This window comes from Alphaproteobacteria bacterium (assembly GCA_033344895.1).
Lineage (GTDB): Bacteria > Pseudomonadota > Alphaproteobacteria > UBA8366 > Aestuariispiraceae > Pacificispira.
The window spans coordinates 630897-651301 of sequence record JAWPMN010000001.1 but is presented as its reverse complement, the minus strand read 5'-3'; the positions used below and the strand labels follow the sequence as shown (position 1 = coordinate 651301).

Below are 20405 nucleotides of genomic sequence, written 5' to 3'. Positions count from 1 at the left end.
CAGTTTCCTGTCTGTTAGCGAAGGCCCGCGCGGATGGGCGAATTTCAGATTACTGCCGGGCCCAGGCGATGCGCGTGATCCAGGAGATTTCCTGGGCCGGGAAAGTGTCCGTCTCCGTCCCGTCAAGCGATGCCAGATCGACCCGGAAGGGAGTTTGGCGGACCAGGGCAGCAATGGAAAGACCCATCTCGCCACGCCGGTATACGATCCGGTCGCCGCGCCGCAGGCTCATTCCCGGGGCACAGATCAGAATGTCACCTGGCCGGTAAATCGGCAGGTGATCGTCGGAATCGATCTTCAGTGCAAAACAGCGCCGGTCCTGCACATCCGGAAACTCCATCCGATCCCATCCGCCACCGGTCGGGAAGCCATCCTCGTCGTAGTGTTCGTTCCGCGCCGCCTTGTCGATCGGCAGAACGGGAATCCGGAAGGCCGACCGGCTGGCAGGGTCCGCGTGCATGTAACCGACGAAGTCGGAGAGGGAGATGTTGGTGACCCGGAACACGCGTGCCAGGCTCTCCAGTCCCGGCCAGCGCAGGTCGCCCTTGGCGTTGCGGCGGCGTCCGGCGCTGAACACCGACTGGTCCAACCCGGCATATTTCGCCAGGCGCGCCGGGGTGATCCCCTGATCGGCCGCCAGCCTGTCGATTCCACGCCAAATGTCGTCTGGTTTCATGACATGGGTTCCCGGTCCGTATGCGGGTCATAAGGCCGTCCGCCGATTCAAGTGCCGCCACCGACGTGCGAATGCGACCGTAAACATAGACGGTACAAAGTTTGTTCTCCTGATAGTTTATCCGGAAGGGTGGAACATAGAAAGATCGAAATCCGGTTGTGCCGACGGATGCCGCCCAATTAGTCTTCGGCGTTCGACGGGAGGCACGCATTATAAGAACGAAAATAAAACAAATGTGATCGGGTGGGTTGACCGAAATCAACTTATCTCATACGTTGTATCCACCTGCCCGACAATCGATTAACCGAACTCGCAAGGAGGATACGGATGGCGCGAAAGCGTTATGTGCCGCGGCCGACCCATGTTGTCTTCGGGACGGCGTTCGATTCGCCGGAGGAGGCATGGTTATGGGCGGCCAGATCGATGAGGATTGCGGCTGAGGGCGCGCAGCTTTCCGCGGATCGGGCTGTTGTTCAGCGGCCCTGTGAACCGCGGGATCTCGTCGCCCTGGCATCGCGGTTGCGCCGCCAGAAGGTTCTGGACGGATATGAGATGCATGCCCTGTGTGCCTTCGGCGCCATGGATCGCCCGCCGGATCCGCGGGATTCTGAGGAAGCCCATCATGAGCCCTTCTGGCACAGTGCACTGGACAAGCTTGCCGGTCCCCTGATTCGGAAGGGAATCGTTCTGCCCCGTCATTCGGAAATGCATCGGGAAAGCGTCAGCATGAAAAAGAACATAACATGAATAAAATCAAATCTGCGTCCGACCGGAAGCGGCCTGCGATTGTCGCTTATACAGATCAGGCTGCGTTCAGCCCGCTCCGCCTGCTGAAGCGGCGGTTTCGGCATTGCCTCATCCTGGTCGAGGTGTCGCCCTACTGGATTGCGATCGACAGTCTGATCGGTCGGATTTCCTATGCGGTTCTGGACCCTCAGGGCTTGGCCGAGTATCTGATAGTCCTGCACGATCTGGGCTACCGTTGTCAGGTGACGATGACCCGCCCGGTTTCCGTTTCCCGTTTCCGGCCGCTGCCTCTGACCTGTGTCGAAGTCGCAAAGCGGACGCTGGGAATTGACGATCCGCGGATTTGGACGCCGTATCAGCTGTATCGACTCTTAAAAAGAACAAATTGACAACAAGATGATTTGCAGCTATAAGATGTCTCACTTCCTCCGCTGCAAGTCGGAATGCATCGTTTTCTGAAGCCAAGGTCTCGGTTTCGATCCTCGTTGAATGAAAAAGGAACAAAAGGAGAAAAATATGTCGGGCATGTTCAGTTCGCCGTCTCCGCCTCCGCCGCCTCCCCTGCCGCCGGTCAAGGACCCGGAGGAGGGCAAGCGCGACAATCGGATTGAAGCCCTCGAGCGGCGCCGTCGCGGGCGAACTGGTACGATCGAAACCGGCTTCCGCGGCGTCCTTACCCGTGCCGGCGGGACACCGGACGCCGGCAAGACCCGGCTGGGTGAATGAGCGTGTCCCAGCCTGAAGCGCAGAGCGGCGGCCCGGAGGCCTTGCTGCGGCGCTTCGAACGGGCAAGACGGCGTCGCGTCGTATGGGAGGATCACTGGCGGGACTGCTACGAGTTCGCGATGCCGCAACGGGATGGCGCCCTGTCCGGTGGCCCTCCCGGCGAAAGAAAGACTGACCGCCTGTTCGATGGCACGGCGCCGGAAGCTGTGGACCAACTGGCAGCCAGCCTGATGGCGGAACTGACGCCGCCCTGGTCCCGCTGGTTCGGATTTGTCCCCGGAACGGCGGTTCCCGAACAGGATGCCCAGCGGCTGGCGGCACCGCTGGAAGAGGTCGCGGCGACGGTTCAGAGCCATTTCGACCGTTCGAACTTCGCAGTGGAGATTCACCAATGCTATCTGGATCTCGTGACGGCCGGGACCGCATGCCTCCTGTTCGAAGAGGCGCCGTTGGGCGAGCCCGCTGCATTTCGATTTACGGCGGTGCCACTGGGGGAGGCCGTATTGGAGGAGGGCGCGTCGGGTTTGCTGGACGTGACCTTTCGGCGGCACGAGTATTCCGGGGAGGCGCTGGCGGCGCGCTTTCCGCATGCTGCTGCGGCGCTGGCGCGGGATCCGGTCCTGTCCGAAGCGGGGGAGGCCCGTCTGGCGGTCGTCGAGGCGGTGGTCCCCGACAATGGCGGCTTTGCCTATCGCGCCGTGGTGGAGCCCAGTGCGGGGCAGGCGGCGCAGATACCGGAAAGCCTGTCCGAAGGTCGATTTGACGTTTCGCCCTTCATTAACTTTCGATGGACCAAGGCTCCGGGTGAAACCTACGGCCGGTCCCCGGTGATGAAGGCTCTGCCGGATATCAAGACGGCCAACAAGGTTGTCGAACTGGTGCTGAAAAACGCGACCATCGCCGTCACCGGAATCTGGCAGGCGGACGATGATGGCGTGCTGAACCCCGCAACGGTGAAGCTGCTGCCCGGCACCATTATTCCAAAGGCGGTCGGCTCCAGCGGTCTCACCCCGCTGACCGCGCCGGGCAGTTTCGACGTCTCCGGCCTCGTACTGGACGATCTGCGGGCGCGTATTCGTGCCAGCCTGCTGGCGGACAGACTCGGCCAGATCGACGCGCCGCGCATGACGGCGACGGAGATTCTGGAACGATCCGCCGAAATGGAACGGCAACTGGGTGCGACCTATGGCCGGCTTCAGGCCGAACTTCTGTTCCCGTTGGCCAGACGTGCCGTCGCCATCCTGCGCCGTCGCGGCGAAATTCCGGACATCGCGGTCGATGGCCACGACGTCGATCTCCAGATTGTGTCGCCCATCGCCATGCACCGTCGCCATGCCGAGGCCCAGGCCGCGCTGCAATGGTTTCAGACACTGGGCGTCCTCGGGCCGGATGCCGCGCAAATCGTCAAACCGCAACAGGCGGCGCGCTGGCTGGCGAAGGCCTTCCGTGTGCCCGAGACCCTGCTGCGGACAGAAGAGGAGTTGGATCGAATGAGAGCCGAACAGACAGCACCCGGCGCGCAGGGGGCCGCAGACCCGATGGCCATGCTCTCCGCCATGACAGGGCCGGCGATGGCGGCACAGATGGAGGCTGCGCCGACAGGACCCGCAGCACCCGGGGGCGATCATGCAGGATGATGCCGGGGGATGGGCCGCGCTGGACCACGGAAGCGCGCTGCCGGCTCCGCTTTCGCCGGAAATTCTCAAGGCGTTTGCCCGTGGTTTTTCCGGCCCCGACGGTGACCTGATCCTGAACCACTTGCGGGCGTTGACCCTGGACCGGGCGCTCGGCCCCGCGGCAAGCGCTGCCGAGATCCGGCATCTGGAGGGCCAGCGCTGTCTGGTTCGTCAGATCGAAACCCTGATTGCGCGCGGTCGGGCCGCGCCATGAGAAAGGACCCAACCATGTGTGAAAAATGCGAGGCGAAATCGGCCCCCTATCCGGCGAAATTCACCGATCCCGAAACCGGGGACCTGAATGTCGAGAGCCTGCTGAAATCCTACCGTGAACTGGAGCGCAAGCTGGGCAGTGGTCCGGTCCCCGATCCCGACGCCCCCTTCGACCGGGCGGCCGCCTTGAAGGCACTGGGCGTCCCGGACACGCCGGAACAGTACCGGGTCGAAATTCTGGACGAATATCTGGAACGGGATCCGGAACTGGAGGCGGTTCTGCACCAGGCCGGATTCACCGGGGAGCAGGTGCAGCTTGTCTATGACCTCGCGGCGGAGAAGTTGGCCCCGCTGATGGCGGAGGTGGCCCAGACCGCGCGCGGCGCAACGGATGCAGCCCGGCTGGAGGCACATTTCGGCGGCCGGCACCGCTGGGCGGAGACCCGGCGCCAGCTTCGCAAGTGGGGATCCCGGAATTTGCCGGGGGACGCCTTCGACGCGCTCTGTTGTTCCTATGACGGGGTGATGGCCATGCACCGCATGATGTCGTCCGGCGACGAGCCGGGACTGGCCGCCGGGGACGGCGCCGAGACGGCAATATCCGAGGCGGACCTGAAACGCCTGATGAGCGACCCGCGCTATTGGCGAGATCACGATCCGGCCCTGACACGCCGGGTCGAGAGCGGGTTCCGGCATCTCTATCCCGGAGCCGGCTGATCCGGTGACCGTAACCGAAAGGAACGAAACGGCATGTATAACGGCAATCAAACGGTTCAGACGATCGCGGACGGGCTGCGCGGGCTGGAACCGTCCGAAATTCAGGAACTGGACGATATCATCACGCCGCGTGCGGCGCTGCTCCTGACCAAGGCGTTCGGACCGGAAATGGCGGAACTGCTGGGACCGCTGACCGAAAACGACGATCCCAAGGAACGCGCTGCGGCGGAAGCGGAACTGCGTACCCTGATGCGCGACCCGCGCTACTGGCGCGATCGCGATCCTCAGGTTGTCGATGCCGTCAGTCAGGGATTCCGGCGGCTCTACCCGGAGGGCGACGCTTCCGCCTGACGGTGTCTTCGGCGGGGGACGGGCCGGGACGATGGTCCCCGGGCAGGTCCCGTTTCCTGCCGTCTCCGGACCCGGCTACGGCCGGGAACCCTTTGCGACCCGCGATTTTCGGCGTATAAGCCTTGAAGGAAGGTCCAGAAGGGGCCCTGCAGGGATCGTATCGAACGCCAGAAGGCCGAGGATCGTGATCGACAATGCCAACCTGAAATCGGGCGCCCGCTGATGTGCGGAATCGCCGGCTATATCGGACGAAGCCCGCCGGACGCGAGGGCGTGCGCGCGGACGCTCGCGACCATGTCGCGGCGCGGACCGGACGATTCCGGTCAGCGCGAGTTGGATGTCGGGCCCTGGCGTTGCGTGTTGCTGCATACCCGTCTGGCCATCATCGACCCCGATCCCCGATCCGCTCAGCCCTTCGAAATCGACGGGCGGGTGATGATCTACAATGGCGAGATCTACAATTACCTGGAGCTGCGCGAGACGCTGATCGGGCTGGGGCATGTCTTCCGGACGGACAGCGATACCGAAGTCCTGCTGCGGGCCTATCTTGAATGGGGCGACGCTGCCTTCGACCGGCTGGAAGGCATGTGGGCGCTGGCCATTGCCGATCCGGCGGACGGGACTGTCCTCCTCTCGCGGGATCGTTTCGGCGAGAAGCCACTGCTGACCCATCAGACAGATCACGGCCTCTACTTCGCGTCCGAGGTGAAACAACTGGTAGCCCTGACCGGGCGGCAGTTTCCGGTGCGGACTGCGGCGGTCGGGGATTTTCTCGCCCATGGCTATCGGCGCATTTTCCGCCGTCCCGAAACGTTCTTCGACGGCGTGAGCCGGTTTCCCTCCGGGCATTGCGCGCGGATGTCCGGGGACGGTCTGTCGGCACCGGCGCCCTACTGGACGCCCGGCTTCACGCCGATGGAGATGACGCAGGAAGAGGCCGCCGAAGGTGCCATGGCGGAGATCGACCGCGCCATCCGCATCCGACTGCGGGCCGATGTCCCGATCGCAATCAGTCTCAGCGGCGGCATCGACAGCAATGTCCTGGCCGGCATCGCGGTACACCGCCACGGCCAGCAGTTGCATACCTTCTCGATGCTGGAGCAGGACAGCGACTATGACGAAAGCGCCGCAATCCGGACGGCGCAGCGGTCGCTGGGCGTTCCGGCGCATGAAACGCGCGTCAGTCATGACGGGTTCCTGGACCGGCTCGCGGTGATGAGCCGCGCCTATGACGGGCCGGTTCCGTCGCTGGGCATGTATCTGGACGGGTTCCTGTCCGAGGCAGTGGCGGCGGAAGGCTACAAGGTTCTGATCAACGGCAACGGCGCAGATGAAATCTTCGCCGGATACTATGACCATTACCTGTTCTGGCTGGCCGGGCGGGCAGCGGAGGCAGAGGTCGATTTCGACGCCCTGGTCGCGGAATGGCGTCAGAGTTTCGGACGCCACGTCCGCAATCCGCTGCTGCAGAATCCGCGCGCCTTCATCGACGCGCCGGGGGAACGGGGCCACCTGCATCTGAACGCGCCGGATGTCGCGGATTACCTGATCGGGCATCGGGTCGGTGAGACATTTCCGGAGACGGATTACGGTCCGGACCTGTTGCGCAGCCGAATGCTGAATGAGCTGATGTCGGAATCCGTACCGGTCCTGACATGGGCCCATGACAGTCACTATATGCATCATTCCATCGAAAACCGCGCCGCCTATCTGGATCGCGGGCTGGTGGATTTCATGGCCCGGGTCCCATCGCGCCACCTGATCCAGGGTGGATTCAGCAAGGCCCTGCTGCGTCGTGCGGGCGAGGGCCTGGTGCCGACGGAAATCCTGCACAAGACGCAGAAGCTCGGTTTCAACGCGCCGATCGCCTCGCTGCTGGACCGCCGGGACGGGCAGGTGCGAGAGCGTCTGCTGACACAGAGCGCATTCTGGGATCTGGTGGACCGCGACAAGGTACGGCGCTTGCTTGACCCGGAGACCGAAAGCCGGGGGCGCGACAATTTCCTCTTCTGCCTGGTGTCGGCCAGGCTTTTCTACGAAGAATTCGTGGATTGACGGTTGGACGTGAAAGGATCGATCCGATGGAAAAGACCTATCTGAAACGCCTGGATGAACTGAAGCGCCTGGCCGCAGAGCTGCCGCGCACGCGGTTCATGGCGCTGGCCCGGATCGAGGCCCTGATCCGCATGAACATGGGCTGGGAAGCGCTGCAACTGGATCGCAACCTGCCGGACCATCCGTTCAAGCTGACCCACGATCTGGTCGATCGGGCCATTGCCAGCCTGGAATCGGCGCGATCCATCGCTTTCTGTGACGGCGGACTGTCGCTGGACGTCGACCCGCGCGAGCAGACGATGGAGGAGGAGCATCACGACCTGTTCCAGTCGCTTTGGACCCAGTTCGACGCCGATCAGTATCGCGAACGGATTGCCCGCTACGACGACCGGCTACGCTTCAACGATCTGGACAAGGGGGTGTTTGACGGGCTGCGGGTCGTGGACATGGGCTGCGGCCACGGCAATTTCGACCATGCCATTCTGAACGCCGGGGCGGCCGAGGTGGTCGGCGTCGATTACGGTGAGGAAAGCATCCGCTATGCCGAAGCCGCCCGGGACCGATTGGGCGTCCCGGAATCGAAACTGCGCTTCATCCATGCGACCGTCTATGACGTGCCGGAAGAGTCAGCGAGTTTCGACGCCGCGATCCAGAACGGTGTCTTCCACCATCTGGATGACGAAGATCGCGCCTATACCGAAATGCACCGCCTGCTGAAGCCCGGCGGCTTCGCCTGGATCTATACGGAAGGCGAAGGATCCATCGCACGGGACCTGTTCCATGTTTCGGTTCAGATTCTGGCTGACGTACCGGCGGCGCTGGTGCAGGCGCATCTGGCGCATCTCGGCTTCTCGATCAACAAGCGCTATCACCTGGGCGACGGGCTGAAGGCCGTCTACCGCGCCACATCGGTTGCCGCCCTGAAGGCGCGTCTCGATGCCATCGGTTTCGGCGACTACCGTCGACTGATCGGCGGATTCGACACCGACCTGGATGTCACCGGCGACGACCCCTATGCCGCAGAGAAGTTCGGCGAGGGGGACATTCGACTGCTGGCGCGGAAGATGGGCTGACACGGGGTCACGCCGCCGCGATTCCGGACTGACGGGACAGGCGGCGGACGCCGATGATTTCCAGTTCGGTCAGGATCAGAACGCCGGCCGCCTGAACGGCGACGAAGGCGATCCCGATCGGCGTCAGGCTGTCCAGTACGAGCAGCAATGCAACGCTGGCAATGACCCAGCCGGCATTGCCGAGGATCAGGAGCCAGACCGCCCAGATCGGGGTTTCGGCGCGCGATCCGATGAAGGCGTTGTAGCCCGCGATGGGCAGCAACACGATGCCGACCCAGAGGATCAGTGCCTGCGGCAATCCGGTCATCGTCGCGACCGGGCCCGAGGCGCCGGCCAGGACGACCCCCATGATCGCACAGGTCACGGCGTCCGCCAGCAGGGTTCGGCGCAGCAGGCTGGGATGGTTCAGGAACGACATGAGACTCTCCTTTCGCAGTCGTGAGGCCATTGATTGACGGCCGGTGCGCGAAAGGTGATCGATATCCGTAGCTGGGTCGATTACCTGTCAGGTTATTGGATGCGGATTTGCGGCAGGGATATTCTGACGCCATGAGAACACGACACCTTGCGCCGAATTTCGGCGACCTGCTGAAGACCTGGCGCGAACGACGCCGGATGAGTCAGCTCAAGCTTGCTGTCGAGGCGGAGATCTCGCAGCGTCATCTCAGCTTTGTGGAAAGCGGGCGGTCCCGACCTTCCCGGGACATGGTCTTGAGGCTCTGCGACCATCTTGATGTCCCGCTGCGCGAACAGAATGCATTGCTGCTGGCCGCCGGTTTCGCGCCCGCCTATGCCGAACGATCGCTGGACGATCCGGACCTGGCGGAGGCACGGGCCGCCATCAACCTGATCCTGGAAGGACATATGCCCTATCCGGCGCTGGCGGTTGATCGGCACTGGACCATGGTCGCGGCAAATGATGCCGTCGGGGCCCTGTTGGGCGGGGTCGCGGCGCATCTGCTGGAACCCCCGGTCAACGTCCTGCGTCTCAGCCTGCATCCCGAGGGTCTGGCGCCCCGCATCGTCAATCTGCCGGTCTGGACCGCGCATATCCTAGAACGCCTGCGCCGTCAGCACGACCTGTCCGGGGATGCAGGAATCGCGGACCTGATCGCGGAGATCGAGGCGTATCGCGATGGTTCCAGCGCGGCTGATACGGTCCCCCCGGTGCAGGTGGCGGACAATTCGGTGCTGGTGCCAATGGTGCTGCAGACCGACCGGGGCGTGCTGTCCTTCTTCAGCACGACGACGGTATTTGGTACCGCAGTGGAGGTGACATTGTCGGAACTGATCCTGGAGGCGTTCTATCCGGCGGATGAGGAGACGCGGAGCCGCCTGCAGCCCCGCGTCTGATCTCCCCGGTCAGGCCGACAGAATTCAAGCCGGCAGGATGTCCGGTCCCCGGTGTCCCGGCGCGACCGTGTCGATCAGAATCACGTCGCCTTTGGAGTTTTCGGTGCGCAGCGGTCGGATGGCCCGATAGGCGTCCGACGCGTACCAGTCTTCGGCGCTGGTCCGGTCAGGAAATTCCAGGATGACGACATCGCCCGGCCAGTCACCTTCCAGCACCGCCTTCGGGCCGCCATGGACCAGATACCGGCCGCCGAACGGTTCCATCGTGTCGTCGATCCGCCGCAGATAGTCGACGATCCCGTTCCCGAAATTGACGTCGGTGATGGCGGCGATGGCGAGTGTCGGCATGGCTCTGTCCTCCTGAATCTGTTGCGTTGAACGACAAGGAGGTTATGGCCGTCTGGGCATGCCGGGTCGATTACCTGGCGGGTAATGGGATCAGATCGAATCCTCCCTCGGACGGTAATCGACATAGGTCAGGATCTTGTAGACGTTGCCGGTATCGTCGGCCAGCGGACAGGCCAGGACCTCGACCCGCAGGAAATGCTTGTGCGGACCGACATAGGGAACGCTGTCGAAACGCGGCAGATGGCTTTCGACCACGGATTCGAAGAACTGGAAAATCTTGCTGTCCGGCCCGCGTTCCGGCAGTTCCCGCCAGGGAATGCCCATATAGCTGCGGTGGTTGTGGTACTGGACGGTTTCCCCGGTGATCCGTTCGACGAAATCCAGGGGATCGCGCAGCACGTCCAGCAGGACCACATTGCCCAGCAGACGCCGGAAAACGATCGGATCGATATCCCGACGGTGCGGCATCCGCCGCCCGTCGCATTTTTCCATCCAATAGGCCGCCCCGGCCCTGATCAGGGACGACGCGTCTTTGGACACCAGCGCGTCTTCGTCCCCGCTTCTGAAGCTGGACACCTTCATCCCTTTTTTTAGCACCCCGCCTAAGGTGCCCTCCCGAGGGGGACGCTAACATGATTGATCTGGAAAATCACGAAAACGTAACAATCCGAACGCATGCCCCTAGTCGGAATCGAAAGGGTTCGTTCCGGTCCGGTCTTCGACCTCGATGATCCACAGGTCCGGGTCCCGCGACCGGGCGCGCCGGATATACTCGTCAGCGTCCGATTCCAGGGGGACGGCGTCGGACGGCAGGGCGTCGATCCATTTCAGGTCGCCGCTCAGATCGCGTTGCTGGGTCAGCAGTCGCACCCGGCCGTCCAGCGTCGCGATCCGAACCAGGACGATGCCGGTATGGGGGTCGCCCTTGTGCGAGACGACGGCCGGTACGCCGCGCCCGGAACACAGGGCCAGCCCGGCTTGAACCCAGAGATTTGTCGGCAGCCGCGGATCGTACATGACTAATCCTCGATGCCCAGTTCGGCCAGGATACGGGCACGGTCGGCATCAAGCTTCGGGGCCGGTGGCCGCCGGTCGGGATCGGCAATTCCGGACATCTTGATCGGGTTCCCCGCCATGGTCAGGTTCGGTCCGTCCGGGTCATGCATTTCGACCACCATGTTGCGCGCCCGGATCTGCGGATCGTTCAGCGCCTGGGCGACATTGTTGATCGGACCGTTCGGCACGCCCGCGTCGTCCAGCACGGCAAGCCAGTGCGCGGTCGGGGCGGTGGTCAGGGTCCGTTCCAGCTCTGCCTTCAATTCCTCGACATGGGCCGCGCGCTGGGCGTTGGCGAGGAAACGCGGGTCGTTCGCCAGGTCCGGCCGGTCGAGCGCGGCGGCAAGGATGCGGAACAGCTTGTCATTGCCGGCCGCGATAATGATGTGGCCGTCCTGGGTGGCATAGGCCTCGAACGGGGTGATCGAAGGGTGCCGTGCGCCCAGTGGTCCCGGCGCCTGGCCGGTGACGGCGTAGCGTGCGATCGCGTTCTCCAGAATGGCGACCTGACAGTCCAGCATTGAGATATCGATCATCCGGCCCAGGCCGGTACGTTCCCGCTGATAAAGAGCCGCGTTGATCGCGGACAGGGCGAACAGCCCCGCGGTCAGGTCGCCGACCGAAGTGCCGACGCGGGTCGGCGGGCCGTCCGGTTGACCGGTGACCGACATGATGCCGCCCATGCCCTGTACGACCATGTCGTAGGCCGGGCGGGACTTGTAGGGGCCGGTCTGCCCGAATCCGGAGATCGCGGCGTAGATCAGCCGGGGATTGGCCGCCTGCAGCGCGTCCCAGCCGTAGCCCAGTCGCTCCATCGCACCGGCGCGGTAGTTTTCGACCAGAACGTCCGATTGGCGGATCAGGGCGTCGAAGATCGCGCGGTCGCGCTCGTTCTTCAGGTTCAGCGCAATCGACTCCTTGCCTCGATTGAGGCTCAGGAAATAGGCCGAAACCCCCTCGATGAACGGCCCGAAGCTGCGGGAATCGTCACCGGTTTCCGGTACCTCCACCTTGATGACGCGCGCGCCCAGGTCCCGCAGCAGCATGGTGCAATAGGGACCGGCGAGGACGCGGGTCATGTCGATGACGGTCAGACCGGATAGTGGACCGGCGGATTCTGGACTTTCATTCATGGCGGGCGGACTCGAACCTTCACGAACCGGGATGGCTGCTGCAAACTGACCTGCGGCAAACTGAACTGCACCGCAACATGCCGGTTGTGAGCCGGCTTTTCCAGGCCATATCAATAGGGTGTGGAACAAGGACCGATGACGGAGCGAACGACCATGACGACAACGATCGCCGTGAAGGAAGAGAGCGGCTTCTTCGCGCGGACGCTGGCCAGCCTGCGCGAGGTGTGGGACGACCTTGCCGGGACCGAGCGTGTCAGCGCGCTGAAACCCGACCTGAACGACCGGGATCTGTCGACGGTTCGCAAGCAGATGGTCGCCTGCCTGGAAGGCAAGGGCGGCGAGGTCTCCGCGCGCCAGCGCGCGGCGGCACTGGGGCAGGCGTATCTGTCGCTCAGCCGGGACGGTCGGCGCCGTTTTCTGCTGCTGCTGGCGGAGGAGTTCGGCACCAAGTCCGAGCAGGTCGCCGAAGCCATGCGCCACTGGCAGGAGGCCGGGGACGAAGCCGCGCGCCACAAGGCTGAACGGGAAATGCGGTCGGCCCTGACCGCGCCGCGCATGGCGTTGCTGACCCAGTTCAACGCTCTGCCGCAAGGGGTCAAGTTTCTGGTCGACATGCGCGCGGACATCCTTTCCTTCCTGAAGGAGGAACCGTCGCTCAAGCCGCTCGACGCGGATCTGCAGGGGCTATTGGTCAGCTGGTTCGATATCGGCTTTCTGGAGATGCGCACGATATCCTGGAAATCCCCGGCGTCCCTTCTGGAGAAGCTGATCGAATATGAGGCGGTGCACGAAATCCGGTCCTGGCAGGACTTGCGCAACCGGCTGGAATCCGACCGGCGGCTCTATGCCTTCTTCCATCCGCGCATGCCAGAGGAGCCGCTGATCTTCGTGGAAGTGGCGCTGGTCAACGGCATCGCCGGAAATGTTCAGAGCCTGCTGGACGAAGCCGCGCCGACAGAAGACCCGGCGGCGGCGAACACGGCGATCTTCTATTCGATTTCGAACACGCAGAAGGGGTTGCGCGGGATCAGTTTCGGCAATTTCCTGATCAAGCGCGTGGTTGAGGATCTGCGCCGCGATCTGCCGAATCTGAAGACCTTCTCCACCCTGTCGCCGATACCGGGCTTCCGGGCCTGGCTGGAAGGCGCCATTGCCGAAGGGAAACCGAACATCCTGACAGCGGATGACCGGAAAAAGTTGAAGGAAGCGGTCGGCGCGACCGTTTCCAAGGGACAGATACCGAAACTGATCGCGTCGGACTGGAGCAGCAACGCGGCCCTTTCGTCCGCGCTGAAGGAGCCGCTGATGCGGCTTTGCGCGCGTTATCTGGTTCAGGAAAAGCGGGGCAAGCTGCCGCTGGATCCGGTTGCGCGCTTCCATCTGCACAACGGCGCCCAGGTCGAGCGGATCAACTGGCTGGGCGATACCTCGACAAAGGGGTTCGAGCAATCCTGCGGCATGATGGTCAACTATCTCTATCGCCTGCCGGATATCGAACGAAACCATGAGGCCTTTGCCGCCGAAGGGACCGTCGTCTATTCCAGCGCCGTGAAGTCGTTGCTGTAACGGCTACGGGCCTCTGTTGCGCCCGGATAGAGGCGATGTCTACGGCAGGTTCGCCGTTTCGCGCCATTGTCGACGCAGAGCGGCGGCACGGTCGCGGAACGGGGTATTGAGGCGCTCCGCCCTGGCAATCCGGTCGATGCGGAAATGGCGGAAGTCGTTGCGCAACTCGCACCAGGCCGCCAGGACGACGGCATCGATGTAATAGATCATGCCAAGGGGCAGGATTGTGCGGGTGCTGGCGGCCCCTTCGGCATCCGTATAGTCGATGTGCAGTCGATCCTCGTCCCGCAACGCCTCGCGAAAGAACCGCGTGTCGGTTTCCGAGTCCGGAATCGTATTCCAGCTAGAGGCGTAGAGCGTCCGGTCCGCCAGGGGGGCGGCGTGGTTCGGGACGGCCGAAGCGATCTTGCGCCCGGCCCGGTCGGCGGCTGTCAGCAGACCGCTGTCCCGGGTGCGGCCCAGCATGGCCAGTCCGACGACGATCGCTTCGATTTCCTCTGCATCGAACATCAGCGGCGGCAGGTCGTAGCCGGGCCGCATGATGTAGCCGATCCCGGCCTCACCTTCGATCGGAACGCGCATGGCCTGAAGCGCGGCGATGTCGCGATAGACGGTGCGTTTGGCGACCTCCAGCATGTCGGCGATGGCCTGACCGGTCATCGGCCGGTCCGCCGCGCGCAGAATCTGGATGATTTCGAACAGACGTCCGGATTTGCTCAACCGTCCTCTCCTTTCCGCGCAGACTATACCACGACTGCTGACAACCTGTTGTCAGCAGCGTTCCGATATTCTGGCGTGGTCCCTGACGATCGACCGACACAATCGAGGAATGAGACGATGATCAAGTATCTGTATCCGGACGGCACCCATTGCTACCGCGCCCTGCACACCGCCCATGCGGTATTCTATGCCGAGGACGGGACTCTGACGGCGCGCGCCGAGAAGCCGGATGGCAGCGGACTCTACGAGTTCGAAATCGTCGGGTTCGAGCTGCTTCAGCCGGGGGTTCGTTATGACTGACCGGTCCACCCTTGCGGCATTCGAGACCCGTTCCGTCGAAATGCGGCACTTCTGGACCGTCACGATCCAGGCCCCGGCAGAAGATGTGGACAGAATCATGGCGCATGTGACCTCCGTCACGCCCCTGATGCAGGGTCCCTATGATAACAATGCCTATGTGACCGCAACCGGAACGGAACGGTATCGCCCGCTCCCCGGGGCGGCGGCCGGGCCGGAAACCGCGGTGCGGGAGCGCCCGGGCGTCGTTGAGGTCGGCTTCGAAATGGCCCCCGATCCGGGGCTGCTGCAGCAGGTGGTGGAAACGGTGTTTCAGGTACACAGCTATCAGGAACCGGTCATCAAGGTTCACGACACCCTGGTCAGCCGATCCAAGGGGCTGGACGACAGTGCCAATCCGTACCGCTGGTGGAATACGACGGGCGACTGGAAGAAGGCCGATGCCTGAGCCGGGACGCATCACGCTGTGCGACGCGGGCCCCGATGTCTGGGAGGCCTTCGTCGACCTGATGGGCCCGAAGAAGGGCGGGGCCGGCGGCTGCTGGTGCATGCTGTGGCGGCTGGACCGCAAAAGCTTCGATGCCGGGAAGGGCGAGGCCAACCGGGATGCGATGAAGGCGCTGTTCGACCAGGATGCACCGGGCATTCTGGCCTTCGACGGGGACAGGGCGGTCGGCTGGTGCGCCATCGCGCCCCGGCCCGCCTATCCCTATCTGGACCGCTCGCGCCTGTTCAAGCCGCTGGACGATCTGGCGGTCTGGTCGGTGTCCTGCCTGACCATCGCGAAGTCGCACCGCCGACAGGGCCTGTCCGTGACATTGCTGGAAGGGGCGGCGGAGTTCGTGCGTCGTCGCGGCGGCCCGGCGGTGGAGGGGTATCCCGTCGACCCGGCTGTGCCGAATTATCCCGCCGTTTATGCCTGGACCGGATTGGCGGAATCCTTTCGCCGCGCCGGATACAAGGAAGTGGCAAGACCGTCTGAAACCCGTCCCGTCATGCGAAGGATGCTGACATGAGCGATATTCATGAAGAAAGACGCGCGAAGTTTCGGGCGCTCCACAAGCGCGGTACGCCGTTGCTGATTCCCAATCCCTGGGATGTCGGGTCCGCCCGGATTCTGCAGGGACTTGGCTATGAGGCCCTGGCGACGACCAGCGCCGGCATGGCCTTCATGATGGGGGAATGCGAAGGCGCGATCGGGCGTGACACGGCGCTGGATCATTGCAGGGTGCTGGTCGACGCAACGCCACTGCCCGTCTCCGCCGATCTGGAGAAAGGTTTCGCCGACAGCCCGGAAGGCGTCGCTGAGACCGTTCGTATGGCGGTCGAGACAGGGCTCGCCGGCTGCTCCATCGAGGATCACACCGGCGATCGGGAGAGCCCGATCTTCGACGAGAGTCTGGCAGTCGAACGGGTGGCGGCTGCGGTCGAGGCGGCGCGCGCCCTGTCGCCGGATTTCATGCTGACCGCGCGCTGCGAGAGCTTGCTGTGGGGCGGACAGGATCTGGAAGCGGTCATCCGCCGCCTGCAGGCCTTTGAGAAGGCCGGCGCCGATGTGGTCTACGCGCCCGGCTTGCGGGACCTCGAGTCAATCCACCGCGTCTGCCGATCGGTCGCCGTGCCCGTCAATGTGGTGATGGGCATGCCGGGAGCGCTCTTCACCCTGTCGCAACTGGCCGAGGCTGGGGTGGCGCGGATCAGCGTCGGGTCGGCCTTCGCCAGGCTGGTCTATGGCGGTCTGGTCAAGGCGGCGCGGGAGGTCCGGGAGGAGGGCGTATTCAGTTTCGCCAAGGATGCGATGGACTTCGCCAGCCTGGAACGGTTCTTCGAACGCTAAGGCTTTCATTAACCCGGATTTTTGGCGCTTTTCCGGGTGCTCTGCAATGGCACGTCTCTTGCTTGTTAACCAAACGGAGGCGTCGCAGGCATGAAGTTGAACTCTTTTCTGGATCCGGTGCGGGATGACCACTCGGCTGAAAGTCCGGGCAGCGTCCTGGCGCGCGGTGCGCGTATCCTGCGGTCTCAACCCCCGGGCAAGGATCGCCGACCGGCAAAGAAGCGCCTGCCCGAACCGCCGCCTCTTGGGGACGACCGGATATCGGTCAGTCTGGAGGCGACCTATCTGATGGTCGGTGATCGTTACGATCCCCGGTTCCTGACGCCGAACGAACTGACGGACATGACGGAACTGATGCTGGCCGGCCGGGCCATTGACCGCAGCGAACAGACCCTGTTGCTGCGCGGTCCGAAGGGGCAGGGCTATCCGGTCGGCGATGCCGGATCGGCCCGCAACATCATTGCCGATTGGCAGCATCATCTGGCGCGATCCGTTGGCCGTTCCGACCTGAACGGCGTCACCCGCGCGACCCGGGCGCTCGGCATTCTGGGCCGGGTCGCGGTCACCCGCATGCCGCAATAGGGTATTTCCCGTCAGTTCTCGGTCGGAGATGCCCTTTTTTGTCGAGAAGCCGAAGATGGGGCGGATCGGCAAGCTTGGTCTACGGGTTGAATCCCGCGTGGATGGGAAGACCACCTATCGATCGCGACCCGCATTGGCGATATCGTACCGGTTCTCGAATGAGACAACGATCGAGTCCGTTGAATCGGAGATGTCCGGGGCAGGCGCCGTTCTTTACGACATCGAACTCGGCATCCTGGTCTATGTATCGGAGTTCAAGGCCTACAATTACCTCTCAAACTCGAAATTCTTCCAATCCAGGGAGAAGAGGACCTGGCGCAACTATCTCTAGCGGCGCCTCAATCCCCCGACAGCAATCGGTCCGAAGCGGCGCGGCCGGTGTCGAGGACTTCCCCGGCGAGAGGCGTGTCGCCGGTACCGCGGGTCAGCAGAACCGTCCCAACCAGAAGCGCGAGCAACTCCAGCGCCGCGGGACGTCCCCCGGGCAGGCCGACGGACAACTTCGCGATCGCCTCTTCCGCCCCGGCTGCCAGTGACGCCCGCCAGGAATCGGGGCCCCGCCCCGCCTCCGCTGCCATGGTCGGAATCGGGCATCCGTCGCCGGGGTCGGTCAGATGCTCATGGGAGAGGTACTGGTCGACATAGGCGCGGGCCTCCTCCTCGGGGGCGTCTGAGGCTTCCGTGAAAACGCGCAGGCCGGACCGGAAAGCATCGCGGATCGCGGTGGCGGCGAGGTCTTCCTTGGACGAGAAATGGCGATAGAAGCCGCCATGGGTCAGGCCCGCCGAACCCATGACGTCGGATACACTGGTCTCGCCGATGCCTTTCTCCCGGAACAGGCGCGCCGCGGCATTCACGATCTCTTCCCGGCTCTGTGCCTTCTCCGATTTCGAACGTCTCATGCGATCATCCATTCCAACTTGACAGTTTAGATTTCATATATCATCTATAAAGATAGATGACAATTATCATCCAAACGGAGAAGGCAATGACGGCTGACCAGGCAAACCGCGACCGCATGCTGGCGCATTATGAAAAGCAGGGCGCGATGGAGCGTGTTCTGGCGGGATGGCAGGCCGCTGGCGGTGCGCCGGAAGCCCTGGCGGCCGTCGACGAGTTTCATATTCGCGGGCCGATGGCGACGAAAATGCTGATGGACCATCTGGACCTGCCTGCGGGCGCGCGTTTTCTGGATGTCGGGGCCGGGCTTGGCGGGCCCGCCCGGGCGCTGGCAAGGCACAAGGGCTATGATGTCACCGGCCTCGACCTCTCCCGCAGCTATTGCGAAATCGCGATTGAGCTAAGTGCCCGGGTCGGTCTCGCCGGCAAGACGGAGTTCCTGTGCCGGGACGTTGCCCATCACGACGGCGACTATGACGGCGCCTGGACCATCCATGTCGGGATGAACGTGGCCGACAAGGAGGGCTTCTACCATGCCATCCGGCGGCGTCTGAAACCGGGGGCGCCATTCATCGTCTATGACATGTTCCGCGGGGACGGCCCCGATCCGGCCTATCCCATGCCGTGGTCGGACACCGAAGAGAACAGCCATCTGGCCGACCGGGAGGCTGTGGAGATCGATCTGCGGGTCGCCGGTTTCGAGATCGTCGACGGCGCGGACGATACCGACGCCGCGGCGGCCTTCATGAGGAAATCGATCAACAAGATCCGGGAGGCGGGTGGTCCGCCGCCGCTTGGCCTTCATCTCGTGCTTGGCCCCGTCTTTGCCGAAATCGCGCCCAACCTGTTGCGCAATCTGTCCTCCGGGGCGTTGCGGGTCGGCATGATCCTCTGCCGGGCGGCCTGACGGGGATGAGCAATTCCACACTGCCCTTTCTGTTTGCCGCGCAGGCGGTCTTCCTGTCGTTCCTTCTGATCCGGGCCCGCCGATCCGGGGCGTTGAGTGGCCGTGGCACGTTTTTCGGCTTTGCCATCCTGGCCGCTCTGGCGGGATGGGGTGTCTTCAGCGGCATTCTGGCCCGGGACGGGGTCTATGCACAGGACTGGTTCCTGGCGTCCTGGCCGCCGTTCTGGATCACGATGCCGCCGGTCCTGCTGCTCTCTCTGCCCCTGATGACGGGGCCCGGGCGGGACGGGATGCGGGCGTTGATCGACAGCGTCCCCGATTACTGGAACACCGCGCTGCAATGCCTGCGGATCTGTGCGATCGGCGGCGTCATGAAGGGGCTGAACGGCGATTTCACGCTCTACTTCGCCCTGCTGATCGGAATCCCGGATCTGCTCTTCGGGCTCTCCGCGCTGTGGATGACCCGGCGCGTGGCGCAACGGCGCGTAACCGGCCCGCGTCTGGCGGCATGGCATCTCTGTGGTGCCGCCGTCATTGTCCCGTCGGCGCTGATCCTGATGCAGATGGGGCTTCCCGGTCCCGTCCAGGTGTTCACCGATGCGCCCGGGATGGCGGCGATCTTCCAGTTTCCGATGGCGCTCGCACCGACCCTGGTCGTACCGGTGTTCGTCGCCCTCAACTTCCTGATCGCATGGCGTCTGCTGGAACGGGCAAGGGACGGGGTCAGATGAAAATGGGCGGGAGCCGGCGCCCGGCCGGCCCCGCCCGTGGAGTCAGAACAGGACTTTCATCCCGGTAACCAGATAGACCGACTCGCTGGCCTCTCCTTCGTTGGAGAGAATTCGCTCGGTCTCGCCGAAGCTGCGTTCGTAGTGAACCCCGACATAGGGAGAGAACAGCCGGTCGACCAGATCATAGCTTACCCGGGCACCGATCTCCGTTGTCACGCCCCAGGCACCGACATCCTTTTCGGAATCGTCGGTGAAGGGCAGGTCCATTTCGAAACTGGGCGTCAGGGTGACCCTGTTGGTAATCAGCCCCTCATATTCGACCTCGAACCGGGCGGAAGGGTGATCCGACAGGAACAGATCGGCATCGACCTCGAACCACTGTTTCGTCAGGCCGTGCAGGCCGGCGACAAAGTCGACCCGGTCATAGCTTTTCGGATTTTCCACCCGGATACCCATGACCCCGTCGAAGAAGTCCGACACCGGAAACTGCAGCCGGGCCTGGTTCTCAAGGGACTCGAAGCGGCTTGGACCGGTTTCGTATTCTGCTTCGCTGCGCCAGACGAATTTCAGATCGTCGTCCCCAACGAATGCGTCGAAGTCCCACGCCAGGAGATTGCCGTCCGCTTCCCCGAGGCGATGCTCCAACTGTTCCACCTGGACACCCCAGACGATGGGTTCCGCCTGTGCCGTGGTTGTGGCGCCGGAGAACAGGACGGCCAAAGCGGCAAGTGTTTTCCTCAT

The 20405-nt window shown here is 63.6% G+C and carries 28 protein-coding genes; 19 read left to right on the top strand and 9 right to left on the bottom strand.

Translation table 11 applies throughout. From position 1 onward, the window contains the following. Positions 1–49: 49 nt before the first annotated feature. Positions 50–676 (bottom strand): S24 family peptidase, encoded by a 627-nt coding sequence (locus R8L07_02980; protein ID MDW3204481.1) that lies wholly within the window; start codon positions 674–676, stop codon positions 50–52. Between the two features lie 327 nt (positions 677–1003). Here R8L07_02980 and R8L07_02975 point away from each other — a divergent pair, with 327 nt between their 5' ends. The 9 genes from R8L07_02975 to R8L07_02935 all read left to right on the top strand — a co-directional run bounded on the left by R8L07_02975 (position 1004) and on the right by R8L07_02935 (position 8234). Then, positions 1004–1423 carry a hypothetical protein gene (locus R8L07_02975; protein ID MDW3204480.1) on the top strand — a complete coding sequence of 140 codons (420 nt, stop codon included), beginning with the start codon at positions 1004–1006 and terminating at the stop codon, positions 1421–1423. Next, a complete protein-coding gene (locus tag R8L07_02970; GenBank protein ID MDW3204479.1) occupies positions 1420–1812 on the top strand; it encodes a hypothetical protein in 393 nt (130 codons plus the stop codon). Before R8L07_02975 ends, R8L07_02970 begins: the two co-directional genes overlap by 4 nt. A 127-nt stretch (positions 1813–1939) precedes the next feature. Further along, positions 1940–2149, top strand: a complete 210-nt coding sequence (locus R8L07_02965; protein ID MDW3204478.1) for a hypothetical protein — start codon at positions 1940–1942, stop codon at positions 2147–2149. Then, positions 2146–3786 carry a portal protein gene (locus tag R8L07_02960; protein MDW3204477.1) on the top strand — a complete coding sequence of 547 codons (1641 nt, stop codon included), beginning with the start codon at positions 2146–2148 and terminating at the stop codon, positions 3784–3786. Before R8L07_02965 ends, R8L07_02960 begins: the two co-directional genes overlap by 4 nt. Beyond that, complete coding sequence (locus R8L07_02955) at positions 3776–4039, top strand: hypothetical protein (GenBank protein MDW3204476.1); 264 nt, start codon at positions 3776–3778, stop codon at positions 4037–4039. Before R8L07_02960 ends, R8L07_02955 begins: the two co-directional genes overlap by 11 nt. A gap of 14 nt (positions 4040–4053) precedes the next feature. Further along, positions 4054–4755, top strand: coding sequence for a hypothetical protein (locus R8L07_02950; protein MDW3204475.1), 702 nt, complete (start codon positions 4054–4056; stop codon positions 4753–4755). 33 nt (positions 4756–4788) lie between these two features. Beyond that, on the top strand, positions 4789–5106 hold the full coding sequence (locus R8L07_02945; protein MDW3204474.1) for a hypothetical protein: 318 nt from the start codon (positions 4789–4791) through the stop codon (positions 5104–5106). Between the two features lie 222 nt (positions 5107–5328). After that, positions 5329–7161, top strand: coding sequence for an asparagine synthase (glutamine-hydrolyzing) (gene asnB, locus R8L07_02940; protein MDW3204473.1), 1833 nt, complete (start codon positions 5329–5331; stop codon positions 7159–7161). A 26-nt stretch (positions 7162–7187) separates the two neighbouring features. After that, positions 7188–8234 (top strand): class I SAM-dependent methyltransferase, encoded by a 1047-nt coding sequence (locus R8L07_02935; GenBank protein MDW3204472.1) that lies wholly within the window; start codon positions 7188–7190, stop codon positions 8232–8234. Positions 8235–8241: 7 nt separating this feature from the next. Here R8L07_02935 and R8L07_02930 read toward each other — a convergent pair whose 3' ends face one another. After that, entirely contained in the window at positions 8242–8652 is a 411-nt protein-coding gene (locus R8L07_02930; GenBank protein MDW3204471.1) for a hypothetical protein, read from the bottom strand. A 131-nt stretch (positions 8653–8783) separates the two neighbouring features. Here R8L07_02930 and R8L07_02925 point away from each other — a divergent pair, with 131 nt between their 5' ends. Then, positions 8784–9587, top strand: coding sequence for a helix-turn-helix transcriptional regulator (locus tag R8L07_02925; protein ID MDW3204470.1), 804 nt, complete (start codon positions 8784–8786; stop codon positions 9585–9587). Between the two features lie 24 nt (positions 9588–9611). Here R8L07_02925 and R8L07_02920 read toward each other — a convergent pair whose 3' ends face one another. The 4 genes from R8L07_02920 to R8L07_02905 form a co-directional block, all read right to left on the bottom strand. Next, positions 9612–9935, bottom strand: a complete 324-nt coding sequence (locus R8L07_02920) for a DUF1330 domain-containing protein (protein MDW3204469.1) — start codon at positions 9933–9935, stop codon at positions 9612–9614. A 90-nt stretch (positions 9936–10025) separates the two neighbouring features. Then, positions 10026–10511, bottom strand: coding sequence for a PAS domain-containing protein (locus R8L07_02915; protein ID MDW3204468.1), 486 nt, complete (start codon positions 10509–10511; stop codon positions 10026–10028). Between the two features lie 105 nt (positions 10512–10616). Beyond that, positions 10617–10952 (bottom strand): DUF1491 family protein, encoded by a 336-nt coding sequence (locus R8L07_02910; protein MDW3204467.1) that lies wholly within the window; start codon positions 10950–10952, stop codon positions 10617–10619. A gap of 2 nt (positions 10953–10954) precedes the next feature. Further along, a complete protein-coding gene (locus R8L07_02905; protein ID MDW3204466.1) occupies positions 10955–12124 on the bottom strand; it encodes a CaiB/BaiF CoA-transferase family protein in 1170 nt (389 codons plus the stop codon). Positions 12125–12277: 153 nt separating this feature from the next. Here R8L07_02905 and R8L07_02900 point away from each other — a divergent pair, with 153 nt between their 5' ends. Further along, a complete protein-coding gene (locus R8L07_02900) occupies positions 12278–13690 on the top strand; it encodes a malonyl-CoA decarboxylase (GenBank protein MDW3204465.1) in 1413 nt (470 codons plus the stop codon). Positions 13691–13729: 39 nt separating this feature from the next. Here the strand turns inward: R8L07_02900 and R8L07_02895 are convergent, their stop codons facing one another. After that, positions 13730–14410 carry a YafY family protein gene (locus R8L07_02895; GenBank protein ID MDW3204464.1) on the bottom strand — a complete coding sequence of 227 codons (681 nt, stop codon included), beginning with the start codon at positions 14408–14410 and terminating at the stop codon, positions 13730–13732. Positions 14411–14527: 117 nt separating this feature from the next. Here R8L07_02895 and R8L07_02890 point away from each other — a divergent pair, with 117 nt between their 5' ends. The 6 genes from R8L07_02890 to R8L07_02865 all read left to right on the top strand — a co-directional run bounded on the left by R8L07_02890 (position 14528) and on the right by R8L07_02865 (position 17457). Continuing rightward, positions 14528–14710 carry a hypothetical protein gene (locus R8L07_02890; GenBank protein MDW3204463.1) on the top strand — a complete coding sequence of 61 codons (183 nt, stop codon included), beginning with the start codon at positions 14528–14530 and terminating at the stop codon, positions 14708–14710. A 40-nt stretch (positions 14711–14750) separates the two neighbouring features. Further along, a complete protein-coding gene (locus R8L07_02885) occupies positions 14751–15155 on the top strand; it encodes a hypothetical protein (GenBank protein MDW3204462.1) in 405 nt (134 codons plus the stop codon). After that, positions 15148–15723: a GNAT family N-acetyltransferase gene (locus R8L07_02880; GenBank protein ID MDW3204461.1), complete on the top strand. Its 576-nt coding sequence runs from the start codon at positions 15148–15150 to the stop codon at positions 15721–15723. Before R8L07_02885 ends, R8L07_02880 begins: the two co-directional genes overlap by 8 nt. After that, a complete protein-coding gene (locus tag R8L07_02875) occupies positions 15720–16544 on the top strand; it encodes an isocitrate lyase/phosphoenolpyruvate mutase family protein (protein MDW3204460.1) in 825 nt (274 codons plus the stop codon). The genes R8L07_02880 and R8L07_02875 overlap by 4 nt, the downstream gene beginning before the upstream one ends. 90 nt (positions 16545–16634) lie before the next feature. Next, positions 16635–17126, top strand: coding sequence for a hypothetical protein (locus R8L07_02870; protein MDW3204459.1), 492 nt, complete (start codon positions 16635–16637; stop codon positions 17124–17126). 28 nt (positions 17127–17154) lie between these two features. Continuing rightward, the gene (locus R8L07_02865) at positions 17155–17457 is read left to right on the top strand and encodes a hypothetical protein (protein ID MDW3204458.1); all 303 of its coding nucleotides are present in this window, start codon (positions 17155–17157) and stop codon (positions 17455–17457) included. A gap of 7 nt (positions 17458–17464) precedes the next feature. Here R8L07_02865 and R8L07_02860 read toward each other — a convergent pair whose 3' ends face one another. Then, positions 17465–18028, bottom strand: coding sequence for a TetR/AcrR family transcriptional regulator (locus R8L07_02860; protein MDW3204457.1), 564 nt, complete (start codon positions 18026–18028; stop codon positions 17465–17467). Positions 18029–18114: 86 nt separating this feature from the next. Here R8L07_02860 and R8L07_02855 point away from each other — a divergent pair, with 86 nt between their 5' ends. Beyond that, positions 18115–18933: a class I SAM-dependent methyltransferase gene (locus R8L07_02855; GenBank protein ID MDW3204456.1), complete on the top strand. Its 819-nt coding sequence runs from the start codon at positions 18115–18117 to the stop codon at positions 18931–18933. Between the two features lie 5 nt (positions 18934–18938). Then, the gene (locus tag R8L07_02850; protein ID MDW3204455.1) at positions 18939–19664 is read left to right on the top strand and encodes a hypothetical protein; all 726 of its coding nucleotides are present in this window, start codon (positions 18939–18941) and stop codon (positions 19662–19664) included. Between the two features lie 42 nt (positions 19665–19706). Here R8L07_02850 and R8L07_02845 read toward each other — a convergent pair whose 3' ends face one another. Then, complete coding sequence (locus R8L07_02845; GenBank protein ID MDW3204454.1) at positions 19707–20405, bottom strand: copper resistance protein B; 699 nt, start codon at positions 20403–20405, stop codon at positions 19707–19709.

Excerpts from the sequence above, each read along its gene's own strand:
- R8L07_02950 (MDW3204475.1), top strand. The coding sequence starts at position 4,054 with ATGTGTGAAAAATGCGAGGCGAAATCGGCCCCCTATCCGGCGAAATTC.
- R8L07_02860 (MDW3204457.1), bottom strand. The coding sequence starts at position 18,028 with ATGAGACGTTCGAAATCGGAGAAGGCACAGAGCCGGGAAGAGATCGTG.
- R8L07_02880 (MDW3204461.1), top strand. The coding sequence starts at position 15,148 with ATGCCTGAGCCGGGACGCATCACGCTGTGCGACGCGGGCCCCGATGTC.
- R8L07_02885 (MDW3204462.1), top strand. The coding sequence starts at position 14,751 with ATGCGGCACTTCTGGACCGTCACGATCCAGGCCCCGGCAGAAGATGTG.
- R8L07_02865 (MDW3204458.1), top strand. The coding sequence starts at position 17,155 with ATGCCCTTTTTTGTCGAGAAGCCGAAGATGGGGCGGATCGGCAAGCTT.
- R8L07_02960 (MDW3204477.1), top strand. The coding sequence starts at position 2,146 with ATGAGCGTGTCCCAGCCTGAAGCGCAGAGCGGCGGCCCGGAGGCCTTG.
- R8L07_02970 (MDW3204479.1), top strand. The coding sequence starts at position 1,420 with ATGAATAAAATCAAATCTGCGTCCGACCGGAAGCGGCCTGCGATTGTC.
- R8L07_02965 (MDW3204478.1), top strand. The coding sequence starts at position 1,940 with ATGTCGGGCATGTTCAGTTCGCCGTCTCCGCCTCCGCCGCCTCCCCTG.
- R8L07_02955 (MDW3204476.1), top strand. The coding sequence starts at position 3,776 with ATGCAGGATGATGCCGGGGGATGGGCCGCGCTGGACCACGGAAGCGCG.
- R8L07_02975 (MDW3204480.1), top strand. The coding sequence starts at position 1,004 with ATGGCGCGAAAGCGTTATGTGCCGCGGCCGACCCATGTTGTCTTCGGG.
- R8L07_02910 (MDW3204467.1), bottom strand. The coding sequence starts at position 10,952 with ATGTACGATCCGCGGCTGCCGACAAATCTCTGGGTTCAAGCCGGGCTG.
- R8L07_02925 (MDW3204470.1), top strand. The coding sequence starts at position 8,784 with ATGAGAACACGACACCTTGCGCCGAATTTCGGCGACCTGCTGAAGACC.
- R8L07_02845 (MDW3204454.1), bottom strand. The coding sequence starts at position 20,405 with ATGAGGAAAACACTTGCCGCTTTGGCCGTCCTGTTCTCCGGCGCCACA.
- R8L07_02930 (MDW3204471.1), bottom strand. The coding sequence starts at position 8,652 with ATGTCGTTCCTGAACCATCCCAGCCTGCTGCGCCGAACCCTGCTGGCG.
- R8L07_02945 (MDW3204474.1), top strand. The coding sequence starts at position 4,789 with ATGTATAACGGCAATCAAACGGTTCAGACGATCGCGGACGGGCTGCGC.
- R8L07_02850 (MDW3204455.1), top strand. The coding sequence starts at position 18,939 with ATGAGCAATTCCACACTGCCCTTTCTGTTTGCCGCGCAGGCGGTCTTC.
- R8L07_02980 (MDW3204481.1), bottom strand. The coding sequence starts at position 676 with ATGAAACCAGACGACATTTGGCGTGGAATCGACAGGCTGGCGGCCGAT.
- R8L07_02855 (MDW3204456.1), top strand. The coding sequence starts at position 18,115 with ATGACGGCTGACCAGGCAAACCGCGACCGCATGCTGGCGCATTATGAA.
- R8L07_02890 (MDW3204463.1), top strand. The coding sequence starts at position 14,528 with ATGATCAAGTATCTGTATCCGGACGGCACCCATTGCTACCGCGCCCTG.
- R8L07_02875 (MDW3204460.1), top strand. The coding sequence starts at position 15,720 with ATGAGCGATATTCATGAAGAAAGACGCGCGAAGTTTCGGGCGCTCCAC.
- R8L07_02900 (MDW3204465.1), top strand. The coding sequence starts at position 12,278 with ATGACGACAACGATCGCCGTGAAGGAAGAGAGCGGCTTCTTCGCGCGG.
- R8L07_02870 (MDW3204459.1), top strand. The coding sequence starts at position 16,635 with ATGAAGTTGAACTCTTTTCTGGATCCGGTGCGGGATGACCACTCGGCT.
- R8L07_02920 (MDW3204469.1), bottom strand. The coding sequence starts at position 9,935 with ATGCCGACACTCGCCATCGCCGCCATCACCGACGTCAATTTCGGGAAC.
- R8L07_02905 (MDW3204466.1), bottom strand. The coding sequence starts at position 12,124 with ATGAATGAAAGTCCAGAATCCGCCGGTCCACTATCCGGTCTGACCGTC.
- asnB (MDW3204473.1), top strand. The coding sequence starts at position 5,329 with ATGTGCGGAATCGCCGGCTATATCGGACGAAGCCCGCCGGACGCGAGG.
- R8L07_02935 (MDW3204472.1), top strand. The coding sequence starts at position 7,188 with ATGGAAAAGACCTATCTGAAACGCCTGGATGAACTGAAGCGCCTGGCC.